The sequence below is a fragment of the Stenotrophomonas sp. 22692 genome (assembly GCF_052045015.1).
Lineage (GTDB): Bacteria > Pseudomonadota > Gammaproteobacteria > Xanthomonadales > Xanthomonadaceae > Stenotrophomonas > Stenotrophomonas geniculata.
In genome coordinates, this window is record NZ_JBQEMR010000002.1 from 421,951 (window position 1) to 440,188 (window position 18,238).

Sequence of the window (18,238 nt, forward strand, 5' to 3'; positions counted from 1 at the left end):
ACCCGCGACCTCCGGCGTGACAGGCCAGCATTCTAACCAGCTGAACTACCGCTCCACACTCAAACTTTTACCGCGGTGCTGTGGTGGGTGCTGAGGGTTTCGAACCCCCGACCCTCTCCGTGTAAAGGAGACGCTCTACCGCTGAGCTAAGCACCCCAGCGAGCCGCTTAGTTTACAGCATCCTTCAGGGCCTTACCAGCCTTGAACGACGGATTCTTCGAAGCAGCGATCTTGATGGTGTCGCCGGTCTTCGGGTTGCGGCCGGTGCGTGCAGCACGGTCGCGGACCTGGAAGGTACCGAAGCCAACCAGGGTGACCGCATCGCCGTCCTTCAGCGCCTTGGTGACGGCAGCAACGACGGCATCGACAGCGCGGCTGGACTCGGCCTTGGTCAGGTCGGCAGCTTCAGCAACGGCATCGATCAATTCGGTCTTGTTCATTCTCTACAACTCCTTTGGCGGTGGGTTCCGCTTATTCGACAGGGAAGCAACCGCATGCCTTCTGCATGCGGCCGCCATGTGGAAACGGTTCGCCGATTCAGTCATCGCTGACAGCGATCACTCATTCGCGAGTGCTGCTTTTATACCAGTGGCCCTACCCCCACGCAAGCTGGAAAGCCAGCAACGACGCGGGTTTCGGGCCATTGGACAGCGCGCGTCAATGCTTGACGCGCGCGCTTCCACTCGGTTTGGCCTTGCTGCGCACCGTGACACGTTGCGCACTCTTGCGCGCCTTCTTCGGTGCCAACGGACGCTCCAGCGCCAGGTCCAGGACTTCTTCGATGTACTTCACCGGCACGATCTCCAGATCGCGGGTGACGTTGGCCGGAATGTCGGCCAGGTCCTTGCGGTTCTCTTCCGGGATGATGACCGTGCGGATGCCGCCCCGCAGTGCGGCCAGCAGCTTCTCCTTCAAGCCACCGATGGCGGTGACACGACCACGCAGGGTGATCTCGCCGGTCATCGCCACGTCGGCACGCACCGGCACCTTGGTCAGCATCGACACCAGCGAGGTGACCATTGCCGCACCGGCACTCGGGCCGTCCTTCGGCGTGGCGCCATCGGGCACGTGCAGATGCACGTCGTGCTTCTGCAGGAAGTCGCTGTCGATGCCGAAGCCCACGGCGCGCGAACGCACCACCGACAGTGCCGCCGACGCCGATTCCTTCATCACGTTGCCGAGCTGGCCGGTCAGGATCAACTGCCCCTTGCCCGGCACCAGCGTCGATTCGATCTGCAGCAGATCGCCACCGACTTCGGTCCAGGCCAGGCCGGTGACCAGGCCGATCTCGTTTTCTTCCTCGGCACGGCCGAAGTCGAAGCGACGTACGCCCAGGTACTTGTCCAGGTTCTTGCTGGACACGCTCACCAGCGCCTTGGACTTCTTCGTGCCCTTCTTCGCCTTCACCGCCGGCTGCGGGCCGGCCAGTGCTATCTCCTTCACTACCTTGCGGCAGATCTTGGCGATCTCGCGTTCCAGGTTGCGCACGCCCGATTCGCGCGTGTAGTAGCGCACGATGTCCTGGATGGCATCACTGCCGATCTCCAGCTCTTCCGGCTGCAGGCCGTTGGCCTTGATCTGCTTGGGCACCAGGTAGCGGGTGGCGATGTTGAGCTTCTCATCCTCGGTGTAGCCGGGGATGCGGATCACTTCCATGCGGTCCAGCAACGGGCCCGGAATGTTGAGCGAGTTCGAGGTGGCCACGAACATCACTTCGGACAGGTCCAGATCCACTTCCAGATAGTGGTCGTTGAACGCGTTGTTCTGCTCCGGGTCGAGCACTTCCAGCAGCGCCGAAGACGGATCGCCACGGAAGTCCATCGACATCTTGTCGATCTCGTCGAGCACGAACAGCGGGTTCTTGCTGCCGACCTTGTTGAGGTTCTGCACGATGCGGCCCGGCATCGAACCGACGTAGGTACGACGGTGGCCACGGATCTCGGCCTCGTCACGCACGCCGCCCAGCGACATGCGCACGAACTTGCGGTTGGTGGCCTTGGCGATGGACTGGCCCAGCGAGGTCTTGCCCACGCCCGGCGGCCCGACCAGGCACAGGATCGGGCCCTTCATCTGCTTCACGCGCGACTGCACCGCCAGGTACTCAAGGATGCGCTCCTTGACCTTCTCCAGGCCGTAGTGATCGGCATCGAGCGTGTCCTGCGCCACCTTCAGGTCCTTGCGCACCTTGCTGCGCTTCTTCCACGGCACGCCCAGCAGCCACTCCAGGTAGTTGCGCACGACCGCGGCTTCGGCCGACATCGGCGACATCTGCTTGAGCTTGTTCAGTTCGTTGCGTGCCTTGGCTTCAACGGCCTTCGGCATGCCGGCTTCGGCGATCTTGCGGGCCAGCTCTTCCAGCTCGCCCGGCGCGTCGTCCAGGTCACCCAGTTCCTTCTGGATGGCCTTCATCTGTTCGTTGAGGTAGTACTCGCGCTGGCTCTTCTCCATCTGCGACTTCACGCGGCCGCGGATGCGCTTTTCCATCTGCTGCACGTCGATCTCGCCATCGACCAGGCCGACCAGCATCTCCAGGCGATCGCCGACGGCCAGCGTTTCCAGCAGGCGCTGCTTGTCGGCCAGGCGCACGCTGATGTGCGCGGCGATGGTGTCGGCCAGGCGCGCCGGCTCATCGATGCCCGACAGCGTCTGCAGCAGTTCCGGCGGCAGCTTGCGGTTGGTCTTGACGTACTGCTCGAACAGCGACATCAGCGAGCGGGCGATCGCCTCGACCTCGCGCGCTTCGCGCTCGTCGGTGGCGTCAATTTCCACCGCCTGCCCATGCAGCGAGCCGTTGCGCTCGTCGACGTGGGTGACCTGCACGCGCGACAGGCCTTCGACCAGCACCTTGATGGTGCCGTCGGGCAGCTTCAGCAGTTGCAGCACCTGCGCCAGCGTACCGACCTGGTAGAGGTCGGCCGCATGCGGGTCATCGGTCTCGGCCGACTTCTGCGCCAGCAGCAGGATGCGCTTGTCCGCCTCCATTGCCTGTTCGAGCGCGTGCATGGACTTGTCACGGCCGACGAACAGCGGGATGACCATGTGCGGGAACACCACTACGTCGCGCAGCGGCAGGACCGGCAGGTCGAGGGTTTCACTTGGGGAACGGGCCATGGGGGCTCCAGGGAAGGGGAAAACCGCCTCCGGGAGGGCATCTTCCGGAGACAAAAAAAGCCGATGGCCCCGTTATGGGGCCATCGGCTTTCAGATGCAAGGCATTCCTTGAAAATCCTTTCCAATCAACAACCTGGAAGGATCACTCAGCGCCTGCGGCCTTCTGTTCAGGGGCCGCCGGGGTCTGGTAGATCAGGTACGGCTCGGACTTGTGCTCGATCACCGATTCGTCCACCACCACCTTGCTGACGTTTTCCTGCGACGGCAGGTCGTACATGGTGTCCAGCAGGACCGATTCGACGATGGTGCGCAGGCCACGGGCGCCGGTCTTGCGCTTGAGCGCCTTGCGGGCGATGGCCGACAACGCGTCCGGACGGAACTCCAGTTCGACGCTCTCCATCTCGAACAGCTTCTTGAACTGCTTGGTGATGGCGTTCTTCGGCTCGGTCAGGATCCTGATCAGGGCCGGCTCGTCCAGCTCCTCCAGGGTCGCCACCACCGGCAGGCGGCCGACGAACTCGGGGATCAGGCCGAACTTGATCAGGTCTTCCGGCTCGACTTCGGCCAGCACCTTGCCCACTTCCTGCTTGCGCTCGCTGCTCTTCACCTTGGCGCCGAAGCCGATGCTGCCGACGTCGGTGGAACGGGCCTGGATCACCTTGTCCAGCCCGGCGAACGCGCCGCCGCAGATGAACAGGATGTTCTTGGTGTCCACCTGCAGGAATTCCTGCTGCGGATGCTTGCGGCCGCCCTGCGGCGGAACGCTGGCCACGGTACCTTCGATCAGCTTCAGCAGGGCCTGCTGCACGCCTTCGCCGGACACATCGCGGGTGATCGACGGGTTCTCGCTCTTGCGCGAGATCTTGTCGATTTCATCGATGTAGACGATGCCCTGCTGCGCCTTCTCGACGTCGTAGTCGCACTTCTGCAGCAGCTTCTGGATGATGTTCTCCACGTCCTCGCCCACGTAACCGGCTTCGGTCAGCGTGGTGGCGTCGGCCATGGTGAACGGCACGTTGAGCAGGCGGGCCAGGGTCTCGGCCAGCAGCGTCTTGCCCGAACCGGTCGGGCCGACCAGCAGGATGTTCGACTTCGCCAGTTCGACGTCGTCGTTCTTCTGCCGGCTCTCGATGCGCTTGTAGTGGTTGTACACGGCCACGGCCAGGGTGCGCTTGGCGCGGTTCTGGCCGATCACGTACTGGTCGAGCACCTCGAGGATCTCGCGCGGCTTCGGCAGCGAACTGCGCGCCGACTGCGCCTTTTCCTCAAGTTCCTCGCGGATGATGTCGTTGCACAGCTCCACGCATTCATCACAGATGAACACGCTCGGACCCGCAATCAGCTTGCGCACTTCATGCTGGCTCTTGCCGCAGAAAGAGCAGTAGAGGATCTTGCCGGTGTCCGTGGAACGACCTTGGCGGTCTTCGCTCATGCTTCGCTTACCCAGTTACCCCACCCGCTGAACGGGGGTTCGATTCGAGAATAGCACAGGGCCGAGGGGACACCAGTCCCGCTCGACCCTGCAGGAACGGGGCCTCCATGGCCCCGTGAAGGCCGGTCAGCCGGCCTGGATCGACTCATCCGGACGACGCTCCAGGACCTGGTCGACCAGACCGTAGGCCTGCGCCTCGAAGGCGCTCTTGAAGTTGTCGCGCTCGGTGTCACGCGCGATCGTCTCCAGCGACTGGCCGGTGTGCTTGGCCAGCACCTCGTTCAGGCGCGAACGCAGGGTCAGGATCTCACGTGCGTGGATGTCGATGTCGGTGGCCTGGCCCTGGTAGCCGCCCAACGGCTGGTGGATCATCACACGCGAGTTCGGCAGCGCATAGCGCTTGCCGGCTTCGCCTGCGGCCAGCAGCAGGGCGCCCATCGAGGCCGCCTGGCCGATGCAGGTGGTGCTCACATTCGGCTTGATGTACTGCATGGTGTCGTAGATCGCCATGCCGGCGGTGACCACGCCACCCGGCGAGTTGATGTAGATGTTGATGTCCTTTTCCGGGTTCTCCGATTCCAGGAACAGCAACTGCGCCACCACCACGTTGGCCATGTGATCGTCGATCGGGCCCACGAGGAAGATCAGGCGCTCCTTCAACAGGCGCGAATAGATGTCGTAGGCACGCTCGCCGCGGCTGGTCTGCTCGACCACCATCGGAACCAGGTTCAGGGCTTTGGTTCGGTTGTCCATTACGTGAGGTACCTATCTTGGGGGGCAACAACCCCGCGCCGGCAAAGGCGCGGGGCATCCGGTGATCCGCCCGGGCTTACTGGCGGATCGCGTCCTGGAACGACAGCTTCTCTTCGGTGTGCTGGGCACGCTCGGCGATCCAGTCGATCACCTGCTCTTCCATCACACGGTTCTGCAGGCCAGACATCAGCTGGGGGTCATTGCGGTACATCTCAATGACCTGCTCCGGCTCTTCGTAGGTCGAAGCGATCAGACGCATCGTTTCGTTCAGGCGCTTGGCTTCCAGGCGCAGGTCGTTGATGCGGGCCACTTCACCGACCAGCAGGCCGACCAGCACGCGCTTGGCGGCCGCTTCCTTGAAGCCTTCGTGGGCATCGGCCGGGATCTCGCCAACGTTCTGGCCGTTGCGGCGGATCTGCTCGACCTGCTGGGCCAGCATGGCGCGGGCTTCGTTCTCGACCAGGCGCGGCGGCATTTCCACCGAGGAATAGGCGGCGATCAGCTGCTCGCCGACCTCGCGGCGCAGGCGGTTCATCAGGGCACCCTTCAGCTCGCGCTCCAGGTTGGCGCGGATGTCGCTGCGGAACTGCTCCACGTCGCCGCCCTTCACGCCGAAGCTCTTGATGAAGGCTTCGTCGACCGCCGGCACGACCGGCTCGGAGACTTCGGCAACCTTGACGGTGACCTGCACGGTCTTGCCGGCCAGCACCGGCACGCGCCAGTCAGCCGGGAACTCGACGTCCAGGGTCTTCTCTTCACCCTTGGCCAGGCCGACCAGGCCCTTTTCGATGGTCTCGAACATCATGCCCTGGCCGAGCACGATCGAACCCTTCTCGGTGCCTTCGGCCGGCAGGCGCTCTTCGCCGGCCTGCGACCAGGTTTCCACCGCGACCAGGTCACCGTCCTGCGCGCCACGGCTGACCGGGGCCCAGGTGCGACGCTGGTTCTGCAGGTTCTCGATCATCTGGTCGATGTCGGCGTCGGTGATCTCGGCGGTATGGCGCACGACGGTCAGCTTGCTGACGTCGATGTCGCCGAAGTCCGGCACCACTTCCACGGTGGCCACGAAGGAGAACTCACCCTCGTCGCCCTTGTCGATGCGCGGGCTGCCGACGATGCGCAGGTCGTGCTCGCGCACGGCCGCGTCGAAGGTTTCGCGCAGCAGGCCGTCCAGCGCCTCACCACGGACCTGCGCGCCGAAGCGCTGCTCGATCACCTTGGCCGGCACCTTGCCCGGACGGAAACCCTTGATGCGGGTGGTACGGGCGATTTCGCCCAGGCGGCCGACGATGTGGCTCTGCAGACGCTCTTCCGGCAGCGAGAAGCTCAGGCGGCGTTCCAGGTTGCCGGTGGATTCGATCGAAGCTTGCATGTTGACTCCTGCCACCGGTGGCCCACGCCCCCGGCTCGATGATTGGGATGAAACGGTTGTAAGGACACGACGTCTGGGACGCGCCTGCTTGCCGCAGCCCTTTAGTTTCGCCCAATTCGGCCTGCACTGCCAGCGCGTGCCGGTCAAGTGGGCGTCGATGGCCCGATCAGGGCGGGGACAGGCCGGCACTGGTGCGAAAGGGGGGACTCGAACCCCCACGCCTTGCGGCACTGGAACCTAAATCCAGGGCGTCTACCAATTCCGCCACTTTCGCGTGGCCGGCTCAGGCATTCATTGTCGCAGGCGACGGCGGGAATCGGAAGGCCTGCACAAAACTGAACATGACAGCCCTGTGCTCATTGCCCGCGCCAAAGGCCGCCCCGAAGGTCGTGCGACCGTTCGGGACGGCGGCGACTCAGTGCTTCGCCTCGGCAGGGGACGCAGGTGCGTCAGCGCCCTGCCCGGCCGCCACATCCACCTTGCGGATGTCCACGCCACCCTTGTCGGTGCGACGCAGCCCCATCGCCTCCGGCGCAGCCTCACCCTCCACCGGCTGCGCCGGCTGCATCTGCATGGTGTCACCGACCGGGCGCGCCGGAACCGCCCCTGTACCTGCATCGCGCTCCATGGTCTGCGCCGGATCACGTTCCGGCGCGCAGGCCACCAACACCAGCAACGCAAATGAAACCCACAGCCCCCGGTGCAGTCGTTTCATATCGGCCATCTGGATCTTCCTTCGTATATGCATGCGCCCTCGGCGCGGAAGATCCATTGGGTGCGATGAAGGGCGCAGCGCGGTGAGAAGCAGCGCACAGCATTGAAAACACTGATGACGCGTATGCCCCTGATTTCAGCATCGCTTCAGTAGATCCACGCCATGCGCGGATGAAACGCCACCCGGCGAACAGGCAAGAAAAAAGCCACTTGGCGAACCAAGGGGAAGCTGCTGCGCATTCGCGCCGCAGCCCCACGCTTTGCATGGCAAAGTGCGGGCCCCACTTCACCAGCCCCCACATCCCCGCGGCTTCGCCGCGCCCCCTTGACTCAAGGGGGCTCCACTCCAGCCAGCACCGCTGGTATCTGCAGACGCCACCCGGCGAACAGGCAAGAAAAAAGCCACTTGGCGAACCAAGTGGCTTTCGTCTGGTGGGCTGTCAAGGATTCGAACCTTGGACCTATTGATTAAGAGTCAACTGCTCTACCAACTGAGCTAACGGCCCGTGAAACTCAGACGCACATTGTAGCGTGCTTTCTGTTTATTGCAATACCGTTTCGGCTGCGCCGATGCGGTTGAATCAGTGGGGTGGCTGAGGGGATTCGAACCCCCGACCACCGGAATCACAATCCGGTACTCTAACCAACTGAGCTACAGCCACCACTGAAACTTTCGCTCCACCGCCGATGAGGCTGACGTTGGAACTTGATGCTTTGCTACAGGGCCGAACCAGAAGTCCGTCCCCCGAAGCGAGTCCGGCATTTTCCGGGAGTCGCGAAGGAATTGCAAGCACTTCTTCACATTGATGTGCAGGGGCCGGAACAGGAGATCAGAGCTGCTCGGCCGAGATCACACGCACGGCGTCCCCGTGCTCGTCCAGGAATGACAGCGTGGCCTCCCCCTTCGGCGTGACCTGCAACTGCTGGCGAGGCTGGCCCGCTCCGTCGAGCAGCTGAAACATCGCATTGTGCGACTGCGTCCTGCCAGGAAACACACGACGGGTAATGGCTTGCACACCTGCGCGTGCAAGCGCTCATCTTCGGCCGAGAACATCGGCCGCCGCTGTCCATCGGCAACATCGTTTCGATCACGTCGATCGACGCACTGCGTTGGTCCGTCGCCCCGTCAGAAGGCCAGTCAACGCCAGCGAGGTGACACCGCCGCAGTACAGGGCAAGCCGCCGTTGGCAACTGCGCAGACGATGCACTTCGGCCAGCACCTGCTCTACCTCTCCCGCGCCTTTCCAAACTGCATCTCATGCCGAGCGCCAGAAGGTGCGTGCCGCCTGCGCCGAAGGTCAGGCGCAGGCAAACAGCTCGCCATGGTCGGACGCACTCCCGACGGCGTGAACGATTGGTGAACGAATCGTGAATGAATCTCAAACGGGAATGGGGGAGATCCATTCATACAACGTTAGCTGCAGGACATGGAACGCGAGGCGCGCGTTTGCAACCATGCCGGTTCCTGCAATGAAGGTGAGATCAATAGATGAGCAAGCGGCTAATCGGATTCGTCACGCTGGCAGCGGTGCTGGCAGTGGCAGCCGTTGCAATGTACGGCTACCGGCAGCAGCCAGCTGCCGATGCCACGGCAGAGGAATCCGGGAACAGTGGCAGCCTTGATGAAAGGCCCGACCAGGGAAGGCAGCTTCCGGCGTCAGGTGCGGCGGCCGCGCAGAGGCTGGAGCGGGACAACAAGATCCCGCCGGGCTCGTACAAGGCGGTGGGCCCCAAAGCCTACGAGATCGTAAGAGGCAATGAGTTCCGGCCTCCCGGTGACGCGCTCGCCCACGTCAAGCAACTGATGCTGCGCTCCGAATCCGGAGATGCCACGGCAACCTACGAAATCTATCGAACCATCGAGCAGTGCCAGACCTTCATCTCGGATCGCGCTGACAAGCTGGCGGATTCAGCCACCACGGTCGGGTCCGGCAACTGGTTCCTGGAGCGATCGGAACGAATCCTCAAAGAGTGCGAGTCGCTGGCTCTGGATCAGGACATCTATCACGCCGATTGGCTTTCGAAGGCCGCCGCCATGGGCTCGCAGGAAGCGATGCGCGCTTACTCGCGATCGCCGGAGAAAGTCATCGGTTCGCTTGATGACGCAATCCGTGATCCCGCGGCGCTCGAGGCGTGGAAGGACACCGCCACCGGATATCTGCGCGAACTGGAATCACAAGGGAACGTCAATGTCATCAGCGACATGGCGATGGCCTACACGTATGGCGGCATCGTTCCTGCGGATCCCGTTGCCGCCCTGGCGTACACCCGCGTCCTCAACCGGCTGGACCCACGTTTTGCCACCACCACTGACATTGCCAACCATGAGAAAAACCTGAGCAGCCAAGAGAAAGAGAAAGCCCGCATTTCATCGAACGAAATCTTCAAGAACTGTTGCATCCCACGATAAGGACCTATTGTGAAAGCTAGACTGATTGGGATTATCCCTTCGCTTGGTAGAAACTCCATTCCCGCCATTGCAGGCGTGCTGCTGTTCATGGCAGCCGGGAGTCTTCAAGCGAAAAAGCTTCCTGGCGTCATCAACTGCACCGCCGGATGCACGCTGACAACCCCGTATCCCGATCCGGTGACCAACCAGCAGCTTTCCCAAGAGGTCCAGAAGCTCAATGACGGCCGGACCACCGTCTGGACAGCCCAGACGCGAGTCCAGACCGGCGATGTCCTGACCGTCTGCAACGGTATTTCCTGCGTCAACTACACGTGGCGAGGTGCAGGTTTCGACTCCGGCGAAGTGATTTCGACCGTCCTCCCGCCCAACTCCCGGGGCGGTGGTGGTGGCGGCGGTGGTGGTGGCGGCGGCGGCGGTGGCAGCGGCCCGATCAGCGGCGGCTGCCACGGCAACTGCGGTGGCGGCAAGGTCCGGGTGGGCGAACTGGAACAGATGTGATCCATCCAGGGCGCACTCGACCAGAGTGCGTCCATCGCGACCATCGCGACTTGGGAAAGGCCAGCGCATAGCGCTGGCTTTTTTTCGTTGCCGGGCACATTGCCCCAACCCAGGCGGCGCTGCTCAAGCACCTGCGGAGTGAGCCGATCATCGCCAGACGCAGGTTCACCGCAACCCGCTTGGCATCACGCCGTGCGACTGCCCCCCAGGCAAAGGGCATCTTTCATCGGAAAAGAGGAAGGTGGAATGCTCGCCACCCAGGATTGCCCAGCCATCGAATGGGAACCGATGTTCGCGGGCGTGAGTTCATAAACCATTGATTCCAATGGCGCGCCCGACAGGAATCGAACCTGTAACCGCCGGCTTAGAAGGCCGGTGCTCTATCCAGTTGAGCTACGGGCGCCCGAACCGGAACGGTGTCCAATCCGACGTGATGTGGGATTGGTCGGGGTAGAGGGATTCGAACCCCCGACATCCTGCTCCCAAAGCAGGCGCGCTACCAGACTGCGCTATACCCCGGTCTTGCAATCCCCTCGGGCCATGCCCGGGGAGTTGGTCATTGTCGCCAAGCGCATTGGGAACTGTCAACGCAGGATGTGCAGATCCGGCGCCTGCCACAACGCCGAAAGCAGTCATCGGCTATGCTCACGCCCATCGGCCGGATGGCCGTCCAGACCCTCATTCGCACGGAGAACGCGCATGCGCAGCGGCAACCCGGCTCTTTCCGAGTCCACCTTCCTCGACCTCGCCAGCGGCTCGGTGGTGACCAGCCCCGACCAGGCAATGACCCTCAACGGCACCGTCAACAAGACCGGTTTCCTGCTGCTGTTGACCGTGCTGACGGCCGCTTTCGCCTGGAACCAGACCATCGGCGACTACGGTCAGGTTTTGCCTGGTGCCAGGCTGTATGCCATGGGCGGCGCCATCGGCGGCCTGGTGCTGGCGCTGATCACCGTCTTCAAGAAGGAATGGTCGCCGGTCACCGCGCCGATGTACGCGCTGGTGGAAGGCCTGTTCCTCGGCGCCATCTCGGCCGTGTTCAACGCCAAGTTCCCGGGCATCGTGTTCCAGGCCGTGCTGCTGACCTTCGGCACTCTGTTTGCGCTGCTGTTCGCGTACCGCAGCGGCCTGATCAAGGCCACCGAGAACTTCAAGATGGGCGTGGTCGCGGCCACTGGCGGCATCGCCCTGCTCTACCTGGCGTCGTTCGTGCTGGGCTTCTTCAACATCGACGTGCCGGTGATCCATGACTCCAGCTGGCTGGGCATCGCCTTCAGCCTGTTCGTGGTGGTCGTGGCCGCGCTGAATCTGGTGCTGGACTTCGACTTCATCGAGACCGGTGTCGCCCAGCGTGCACCGAAGTACATGGAGTGGTATGGCGCATTCGGCCTGATGGTGACCCTGGTCTGGCTGTACGTTGAATTCCTGCGCCTGCTGTCGAAAATCCAGCAGCGCTGAGCCGCAACATGCAATAGACGACAAAGGGCGCCCTTCGTGGCGCCCTTTGTCGTTCCTCCCTCAGCGCGCCAGCAGCACCGGCAGCGACGATGCCAGCAACGCGATGCCTGACGCGGTCAGCAGGCCCAGCACGAGCTGCCGGAAGCGCGCCTCGCTGATGCCGATGTAGACCCTTGCACCCAGCAGGGTCGGCACCAGCATGGCCGGTGCCACGATGGCGAAATACGGCAGCATCTGCCGGCTGACCAGGCCGCTGCCGACATAGGTGGCCATGGTCACCGCCAGCATCGCCAGGTTGAAGTTCTGGATGACCGCGCGCTGTTCGTCCTTGCCGAAGCCTCGCAGGGTGCTCCACAACGTCGGCACCGGCCCGGCAAAGCCGCCAATGCCACTGAGCACGCCACCGGCCATGCCAGCGATCGCATCACCGATACGGCCGCCGACGCGGACCGGAGGCAACGAGCGCGTCATCAGCATCACCGGGCACCACAGCGCCAGGAAGCCGCCCAGCAGCGCCTTGAACCAGTCCATGTCCAGCTGCGGCAGCACCATCACGCCCAGCGGAATGCCGGCCAGCCCGCCCAAGACGAAGGGCAGCAACAGGCGCAGGTTGAAGCCACGGCGCACGGTGAACACAGCCACCAGCTGACCGACCAGCGCACCAAACACCGACAGCGTCGCCGCCAGCCGCGGCTCCAGTCCCCATGCCCAGAACGACATCGCCACCATGCCAAAGGCGAAGCCGGACAGGCCCTGCACGAATCCGGCGACGATCGCGCCCAGCGCGACCAGCAGATACACCGACTCCATCACCACCTCGGTTGCAGCCGCGCGACTATCCTGCCGCGCCCACCTGTGCAGCGTAGTGCGCCGCGAGGTGCTCGACCAGCGCACGCACTTTCGGCGCCAGCGCACGTGCATGCGGATACAGCGCGAAGTAGCGGCGCTGCCCGGCATGCCAGGCCGGCAACACGCGGATCAGACGACCGGCGCGCAGGTCCTCCTGTACGGTCAGTGCGGTGAACAGGCTGATGCCCATTCCGGCCAACGCCGCGGCATACAGCGCGGGCGTGGCATCCACGCGCAGGCGCTGGCCGGCCTCGATGCTCACGCTGGCACCGCGCGGCCCCTGCAGCTGCCAGGGCGGCATTGACGGCGTGGGACTGAATCCCAGCAGCGTATGTTGTTCGAGATCTGCAGCCTGTCGCGGCAGACCACGACGTGCCAGATAGGCCGGCGCAGCAACCAGGATGCGCGGGCAGCTGGCCAGTTCGCGCGCGACCAGCTGGCTGTCCGGCAACGAGGGCGCGATGCGAAGAGCCAGGTCGAAACCGCCCCCCACCACGTCGACCAGTTGATCATCGGCCGACAGGTCCAGCGAGACCTGCGGGTAGCGCTGCAGGAACGACGGCAGCCACTGGGGCAGCTCCTGGCTGGCGACCACCTGCGGCACGCTGATGCGTACGGCGCCACTGGGCTGCGCCTGCCCGGCGCGCGCGCGGTCGTCCGCTTCCTGCAGGCGATCGAGCAGCACGCCGGCCTCCCGGTGATAGTCGCGCCCGGCTTCGGTCAACGACAGCCGCCGACTGTTGCGATCGAGCAGGCGAACCTGCAGGTGATCTTCAAGCTGCCGCAGTTGCCGTGACATCGCCGAGTGGGTCGTGCCCAGGCGTTCAGCCGCAGCGGTGAAGCTGCCTGCGTCGACGATGGCGCGCAGCGCACGCAGGGCGGCGAAGTGATCCATCGGCGAGCGACTCCAGGTGACGGGGCCCACGGCATGCGGGCCCCACCAGCTTATCAAGCGCCGTCGCCGGCCTTGCGCACCGGCAGCGCCAGGATCGCGTCGGTGTTCATGACATCACCGAAGGCGTCTTCGATCTGCGCCAGCGAGGCGTCATGCAGCGCGCGATGATCGATGCGCTGGCCACTGGCCAGGTCCAGGTCGCGGCTGGCGCTGGCATCGGACGATACGATCACCCGGTAGCCGCGCGGTGCCGCCGCCGCGTCGCGCGCAGCACCGGCCACACAGGCATGGGTCTGCAGGCCGGTGACGATCAGCGTGTCGATGCCGGCATCCTTCAGCACCGTGTCGAGCACCGCGGCCGAGTTGCCAGCGAACACGCTGACATTGTCCTTCTGCACCACGGTCTCACCCTTGCGCGGCTTCAGGTCGTGATGGAAGGCGGCATTGACGCTGCCCTGCGCGAACAGCGGTGCGCCGGCCGGCAGCACATGCTGCACGTGGATCACGCGGATGCCGTGAGCATCGGCGAACTCGACCACCCGCCTGGCCTGGCGCAGTGCGGCCACGCCATCGGGAATGACCATGCGGCCACCAGCAAAGCCGGGCGCGGCGCTGGCATCGAAGTATTCGTTCTGGAAGTCGATCACCAGCACGGCGGTCTTCGCTGCATCCAGCGAGGCCGCGACCGGCGCGCCGGCCATGTGGCGGATGGTGGGATGGGACGGTTCGGCGGCAGCGACCGGGGCGGTGGCGGCCATGCCGATCAGGCTGGCCAGGCCGAAGGCGGTGAGGTTCATGGGAGGGTTCCTGTGCGGTGGGTGTGGGGCACAGGATGCGGAGCGATTGGCGCACGAACCAGCCGTGCGGGGGCACATGACCTGTGCGAAAACCGCACAACCGATCATTCCGTCATCCACGCATGGCGTGGATCTACCGGAAAACGCAACGGGGCGCCCGAAGGCGCCCCGCTGGGATCCAACCGAGGCCGACCGGCCGCTTACAGGCGGCTGGCGATGGCCTTGGCGAAGCTCATGGTGGTGCCGGTGCCGCCCAGGTCGCCGGTCAGCGAGTCCTTGGCTTCCATGGTCGCCACGATGGCCTTGCGCAGGCGCTCGGCGTTTTCCGGCTGGCCGACGTGGTCCAGCATCTGCGCGGCTGCCAGCAGCAGCGCACACGGATTGGCCTTGCCCTGGCCGGCGATGTCCGGCGCGGTGCCGTGCACGGCTTCGAAGATCGCCGCATCCTTGCCGATGTTGGCACCCGGGGCCAGGCCCAGGCCGCCGACGAGGCCGGCGCACAGGTCGGAGATGATGTCGCCGAACAGGTTGGTGGTGACGATCACGTCGAACTGTTCCGGACGCATCACCAGCTGCATGCAGCAGTTGTCGACGATCATTTCCTGGAATTCGATGTCCGGGTACTGCGCGGCCACTTCACGGGCGACATTCAGGAACAGGCCCGAGGTCGACTTGATGATGTTGGCCTTGTGCACGGCGGTGACCTTCTTGCGGCCGGTGCTCTTGGCCAGCTCGAAGGCATAGCGCACGATGCGCTCGGAGCCCTTGCGGGTGATGCGGGTGCCGGAGAAGGCGGTCTCGCCGTCGGCCGACACTTCCTGGCCTTCGGCCAGGTACGCACCTTCGGTGTTCTCACGAACGGTGATCAGGTCGACGTTGTCGAAACGCGACTTGGTGTTCGGGAAGGTGTGGGCCGGACGCACGTTGGCGTACAGGTCGAAGTGACGGCGCAGGCTGACGTTGATCGAGGTGAAACCACCACCGACCGGGGTGGTCAGCGGGCTCTTCAGCGCGACCTTGTTGCGCGCGATCGATTCCAGGGTCACCGCCGGCATCAGGTCGCCGTGCTTTTCCAGGGCCACCAGGCCGGCGTCGGCGTCTTCGTACTCCAGGCCAGTCTTGAGCTGGTCGAGCACGAACAGGGTGGCGTCCATGATTTCCGGGCCAATGCCGTCGCCGCGGATGACCGTAATTTTCTGCGTCATTGATCGATGTTCCGAACAGGGGGAAAAACGCCGTCCGGACGTGCCCGGAAACGCCGGCGCAAAGGAAGTTTCACCGGCAATTATGCCTTAGCCGGGCCCGGCTACCCAAGTAGACCATGGTCCTGACCCCGGCAAAGGCATAATTGCCCGCGCATTTCTCCTCTACCCCCGCCTGTCGGCGCGCCCCTTCAACAAGAAGGGGCTCTTGGGCGGTTGGATCGCGGGAAATGCCCCGGCGCTACCTCAGTGTTCGTGCGCTGCCGGGGCGGCGGCGCCGCCTTCGAGCTGGTCGAGGAAGTCGACCGCGCGGCGCAGGTGCGGGATCACGATCGAGCCGCCCACCACCAGGCCGACCGAGAAGGTCTCGAAGAACTCCTCGCGGGTCACCCCGGCGTCCTTGCACTGGGCCACGTGGTAGCTGATGCAGTCGTCGCAGCGCAGCACCATCGAGGCCACCAGGCCCAGCAGTTCCTTGGTCTTCACGTCCAGCGCACCGGCCTGGTAGGTCTGCGTGTCCAGCGCGAAGAAGCGCCGCACCACCTGGTTCGGCTCGCCCAGGATGCGCTCGTTCATGCGCTTGCGGAACGCGGTGAACTCGGCGATGCGGTCCTTGCTGCCGTCGTCGGCCGCGCTCATGCCTGGCCCTGCCCGGCCAGCAGCGGCTCGAGCTTGCCTTCACGGTGCAGGGCCATCATGTCGTCGTAGCCGCCCACATGGACGTCGCCGACGAAGATCTGCGGCACGCTGGTACGGCGGGTCTTGGCCATCATCTTCTCGCGCTCGACCGGGTCCAGGTCGATGCGGACCTCGGTCCACTGCTGGCCCTTGCTCTTCAGGAAGTTCTTGGCGGCCACGCAGTACGGGCAGACGGCGGTGGAATAGATGGTGATGGCGGGGGCACCGCCGGCGGTCTGGGCTGTCACGGGAAACTCCACGATGGATCGACGGTCTACATATGGTACCGGTGCGCTGGAATTTCCACGCCACCGCCGCAACACTGTGGATTAACGAATGGTTGCCCCCCGGCCTGCCACGCTTGGCGCGCCCTGCCCGAGGACCTTCTGCTTGCGAGCCCTGCTGCTGACTACCGCCGTCACCCTGGCCCTGGCCATGCCGCTGGCCCAGGCCCAGGAGAAGCTGCCCGACATCGGCTCGTCGGCGGGCGAGCTGCTGACCCCGGCGCGCCAGGCCGAGTACGGCGCCATGATGCTGCGTGAGCTGCGCAACTACGGCTACCTGCTGGACGACCCGTTGGTGAACGACTGGCTGCAGACCATGGGCACCCGCCTCGGCTCCAACAGCGACCAGCCGCGCCAGCCTTACACGTTCTTCGTGATGAAGGACCGCCAGATCAACGCCTTCGCCACCCTGGGCGGCTACATCGGGGTCAACGCCGGCCTGGTGCTGACCGCCGAGCGCGAAGACGAAGTGGCCGCGGTGCTGTCGCACGAAATCGCCCACGTCACCCAGCAGCATGTGCTGCGCGGAGTCGAGCGCGCCCAGCGCGACCAGATCCCGATCCTGCTCGGCATGCTGGCGGCGGTGGTGGCCGCGCAGGCCAGCAACAGCACCTCCTCCGGCAACGCAACGATGGCCGCGATCAGTTCCGGCATGGGCCTGATGCAGCAGCGGCAGATCAACTACACCCGCTCCAACGAGTCCGAGGCCGACCGCCTCGGCATCCGCACCCTGTCGCGCAGTGGCTACGACGTGGATGCCATGGCCGGCTTCTTCGAGCGGATGGCATCGGCGATGCGCGGCAACGAGGGCGGCTACAGCGTGCCCGAGTTCCTGCGCACCCACCCGGTCAACATCACCCGCATCAGCGAGGCCAAGGCCCGCGCCGAGCAGATGAAGAAGGACACGGTGCTGCTGACCACCACCACCCCCAGTGGCGAGCGCAGGGAGCGCGTGGACCCGACCGATCCCAGCCTGGCCGAACCCCTGTTGCGCGGAAACAACCCGCTGCTGCCCAGCAGCGTGCTGCGCATCCCGATGGGCCAGCTCAGCCGCGGCGCCAGTGGCGACTTCGACTGGGCGCGCGAGCGCCTGCGCGTGCTCAGCGCGGACTCCACCCCCGAGCTGGAACGCGAGTACGCCGATCTGGCCAAGCGCCAGAAGGACGGCCTCAACGATGCCCAGCGCTATGGCCAGGCGCTGGCGGTGATGCGCAGCGGTCGCGCCGGCGCCGCCCAGGCCCGGCAGACCCTGGCAGGCCTGCTGCAGACCCGCCCGGACAATCTGTGGCTGGCACTGGGGCTGGGCGAGGCCGAATCGCGTGCGGGCCAGACCGCCCAGGCCAACAGCCGCTTCGAGCAGCTGCTGCGCCAGCACCCCAACAGCCGTCCGGTGGCGCTGACCTATGCCGAGATCCTGAACGAACAGGGCAGCCGCGAGGCCGGCCAGCGCGCGCAGGCCATGCTGCGGCCCCTGCTGTCGCAAAGCGGTAACGATCCGGTCTTCCAGCAGCGGTACGCCCGCGCCAGCGAACTGGCCGGCGACAGCGTGCGTGCCAGCGAGGCCTACGCCGAGGCGGCCTTCCTCAGCGGCCGCCCGGAACAGTCGCTGATGCAGCTGCAGGCGCTCAAGCGCAACCCGGCGCTGGACTATGTCGGCCGGGCACGGGTGGATGCGCGCATCGAGGCGATCACCCCCACCGTGCTGGAGCTGCGCCGCCAGGGCGTGCAGGACCCGGATCTGGACCGCCGCTGAGCGCTGCATGACCGGCCGATGGCAATCCAGGC

Annotated in this window: 17 protein-coding genes and 6 tRNA genes; 4 read left to right on the top strand and 19 right to left on the bottom strand. The window is 64.9% G+C overall.

The window, feature by feature from the left end:
• Nucleotides 1-81: 81 nt before the first annotated feature.
• The 11 genes from ACTJJM_RS04305 to ACTJJM_RS04355 all read right to left on the bottom strand — a co-directional run bounded on the left by ACTJJM_RS04305 (nucleotide 82) and on the right by ACTJJM_RS04355 (nucleotide 8,344).
• Nucleotides 82-156: transfer RNA gene (locus ACTJJM_RS04305), tRNA-Val, on the bottom strand.
• Nucleotides 157-167: 11 nt separating this feature from the next.
• Nucleotides 168-440: an HU family DNA-binding protein gene (locus ACTJJM_RS04310; RefSeq protein ID WP_004146343.1), complete on the bottom strand. Its 273-nt coding sequence runs from the start codon at nucleotides 438-440 to the stop codon at nucleotides 168-170.
• A gap of 217 nt (nucleotides 441-657) precedes the next feature.
• Nucleotides 658-3,111: an endopeptidase La gene (lon, locus tag ACTJJM_RS04315; protein ID WP_053442573.1), complete on the bottom strand. Its 2,454-nt coding sequence runs from the start codon at nucleotides 3,109-3,111 to the stop codon at nucleotides 658-660.
• Nucleotides 3,112-3,253: 142 nt separating this feature from the next.
• On the bottom strand, nucleotides 3,254-4,543 hold the full coding sequence (gene clpX, locus ACTJJM_RS04320) for an ATP-dependent Clp protease ATP-binding subunit ClpX (protein ID WP_019336555.1): 1,290 nt from the start codon (nucleotides 4,541-4,543) through the stop codon (nucleotides 3,254-3,256).
• 126 nt (nucleotides 4,544-4,669) lie between these two features.
• Complete coding sequence (gene clpP / locus ACTJJM_RS04325; protein ID WP_004146318.1) at nucleotides 4,670-5,296, bottom strand: ATP-dependent Clp endopeptidase proteolytic subunit ClpP; 627 nt, start codon at nucleotides 5,294-5,296, stop codon at nucleotides 4,670-4,672.
• A gap of 76 nt (nucleotides 5,297-5,372) precedes the next feature.
• Nucleotides 5,373-6,668: a trigger factor gene (gene tig, locus ACTJJM_RS04330; protein WP_010483893.1), complete on the bottom strand. Its 1,296-nt coding sequence runs from the start codon at nucleotides 6,666-6,668 to the stop codon at nucleotides 5,373-5,375.
• A gap of 189 nt (nucleotides 6,669-6,857) precedes the next feature.
• A tRNA-Leu gene (locus tag ACTJJM_RS04335) sits at nucleotides 6,858-6,942 on the bottom strand.
• A 141-nt stretch (nucleotides 6,943-7,083) separates the two neighbouring features.
• Nucleotides 7,084-7,392: a hypothetical protein gene (locus ACTJJM_RS04340; RefSeq protein WP_311068958.1), complete on the bottom strand. Its 309-nt coding sequence runs from the start codon at nucleotides 7,390-7,392 to the stop codon at nucleotides 7,084-7,086.
• A gap of 420 nt (nucleotides 7,393-7,812) precedes the next feature.
• Nucleotides 7,813-7,888: transfer RNA gene (locus ACTJJM_RS04345), tRNA-Lys, on the bottom strand.
• Nucleotides 7,889-7,967: 79 nt separating this feature from the next.
• A tRNA-His gene (locus ACTJJM_RS04350) sits at nucleotides 7,968-8,044 on the bottom strand.
• 168 nt (nucleotides 8,045-8,212) lie between these two features.
• A complete protein-coding gene (locus tag ACTJJM_RS04355; RefSeq protein WP_019336556.1) occupies nucleotides 8,213-8,344 on the bottom strand; it encodes a hypothetical protein in 132 nt (43 codons plus the stop codon).
• 527 nt (nucleotides 8,345-8,871) lie between these two features.
• On the opposite strand from ACTJJM_RS04355, the gene ACTJJM_RS04360 reads away from it, so the two are divergent.
• Together ACTJJM_RS04360 and ACTJJM_RS04365 are read left to right on the top strand one after the other, a co-directional pair.
• Complete coding sequence (locus tag ACTJJM_RS04360) at nucleotides 8,872-9,792, top strand: hypothetical protein (protein WP_049454898.1); 921 nt, start codon at nucleotides 8,872-8,874, stop codon at nucleotides 9,790-9,792.
• 75 nt (nucleotides 9,793-9,867) lie between these two features.
• Entirely contained in the window at nucleotides 9,868-10,290 is a 423-nt protein-coding gene (locus ACTJJM_RS04365; protein ID WP_065427980.1) for a hypothetical protein, read from the top strand.
• A 326-nt stretch (nucleotides 10,291-10,616) separates the two neighbouring features.
• On the opposite strand, the gene ACTJJM_RS04370 is transcribed toward ACTJJM_RS04365, so the two are convergent.
• A tRNA-Arg gene (locus tag ACTJJM_RS04370) sits at nucleotides 10,617-10,693 on the bottom strand.
• 39 nt (nucleotides 10,694-10,732) lie between these two features.
• Nucleotides 10,733-10,809 (bottom strand) — tRNA-Pro (locus ACTJJM_RS04375).
• A gap of 180 nt (nucleotides 10,810-10,989) precedes the next feature.
• Between ACTJJM_RS04375 and ACTJJM_RS04380 the strand changes: the two genes are divergently transcribed.
• The gene (locus ACTJJM_RS04380; RefSeq protein WP_010483901.1) at nucleotides 10,990-11,748 is read left to right on the top strand and encodes a Bax inhibitor-1/YccA family protein; all 759 of its coding nucleotides are present in this window, start codon (nucleotides 10,990-10,992) and stop codon (nucleotides 11,746-11,748) included.
• 60 nt (nucleotides 11,749-11,808) lie between these two features.
• On the opposite strand, the gene ACTJJM_RS04385 is transcribed toward ACTJJM_RS04380, so the two are convergent.
• The 6 genes from ACTJJM_RS04385 to grxC form a co-directional block, all read right to left on the bottom strand.
• Nucleotides 11,809-12,558 carry a sulfite exporter TauE/SafE family protein gene (locus ACTJJM_RS04385; RefSeq protein WP_010483903.1) on the bottom strand — a complete coding sequence of 250 codons (750 nt, stop codon included), beginning with the start codon at nucleotides 12,556-12,558 and terminating at the stop codon, nucleotides 11,809-11,811.
• A gap of 25 nt (nucleotides 12,559-12,583) precedes the next feature.
• Nucleotides 12,584-13,492, bottom strand: a complete 909-nt coding sequence (locus tag ACTJJM_RS04390) for a LysR family transcriptional regulator (protein WP_010483905.1) — start codon at nucleotides 13,490-13,492, stop codon at nucleotides 12,584-12,586.
• Between the two features lie 53 nt (nucleotides 13,493-13,545).
• Complete coding sequence (locus ACTJJM_RS04395) at nucleotides 13,546-14,289, bottom strand: cysteine hydrolase family protein (RefSeq protein ID WP_010483907.1); 744 nt, start codon at nucleotides 14,287-14,289, stop codon at nucleotides 13,546-13,548.
• Between the two features lie 200 nt (nucleotides 14,290-14,489).
• Nucleotides 14,490-15,494 carry an isocitrate dehydrogenase gene (locus ACTJJM_RS04400; protein WP_019659534.1) on the bottom strand — a complete coding sequence of 335 codons (1,005 nt, stop codon included), beginning with the start codon at nucleotides 15,492-15,494 and terminating at the stop codon, nucleotides 14,490-14,492.
• Between the two features lie 243 nt (nucleotides 15,495-15,737).
• Nucleotides 15,738-16,130, bottom strand: coding sequence for a carboxymuconolactone decarboxylase family protein (locus ACTJJM_RS04405; RefSeq protein ID WP_065199551.1), 393 nt, complete (start codon nucleotides 16,128-16,130; stop codon nucleotides 15,738-15,740).
• Complete coding sequence (gene grxC, locus ACTJJM_RS04410; RefSeq protein WP_010483913.1) at nucleotides 16,127-16,417, bottom strand: glutaredoxin 3; 291 nt, start codon at nucleotides 16,415-16,417, stop codon at nucleotides 16,127-16,129. The genes ACTJJM_RS04405 and grxC overlap by 4 nt, the downstream gene beginning before the upstream one ends.
• Nucleotides 16,418-16,505: 88 nt before the next feature.
• Between grxC and ACTJJM_RS04415 the strand changes: the two genes are divergently transcribed.
• A complete protein-coding gene (locus ACTJJM_RS04415) occupies nucleotides 16,506-18,206 on the top strand; it encodes a M48 family metalloprotease (protein WP_262103075.1) in 1,701 nt (566 codons plus the stop codon).
• Nucleotides 18,207-18,238: the final 32 nt, after the last annotated feature.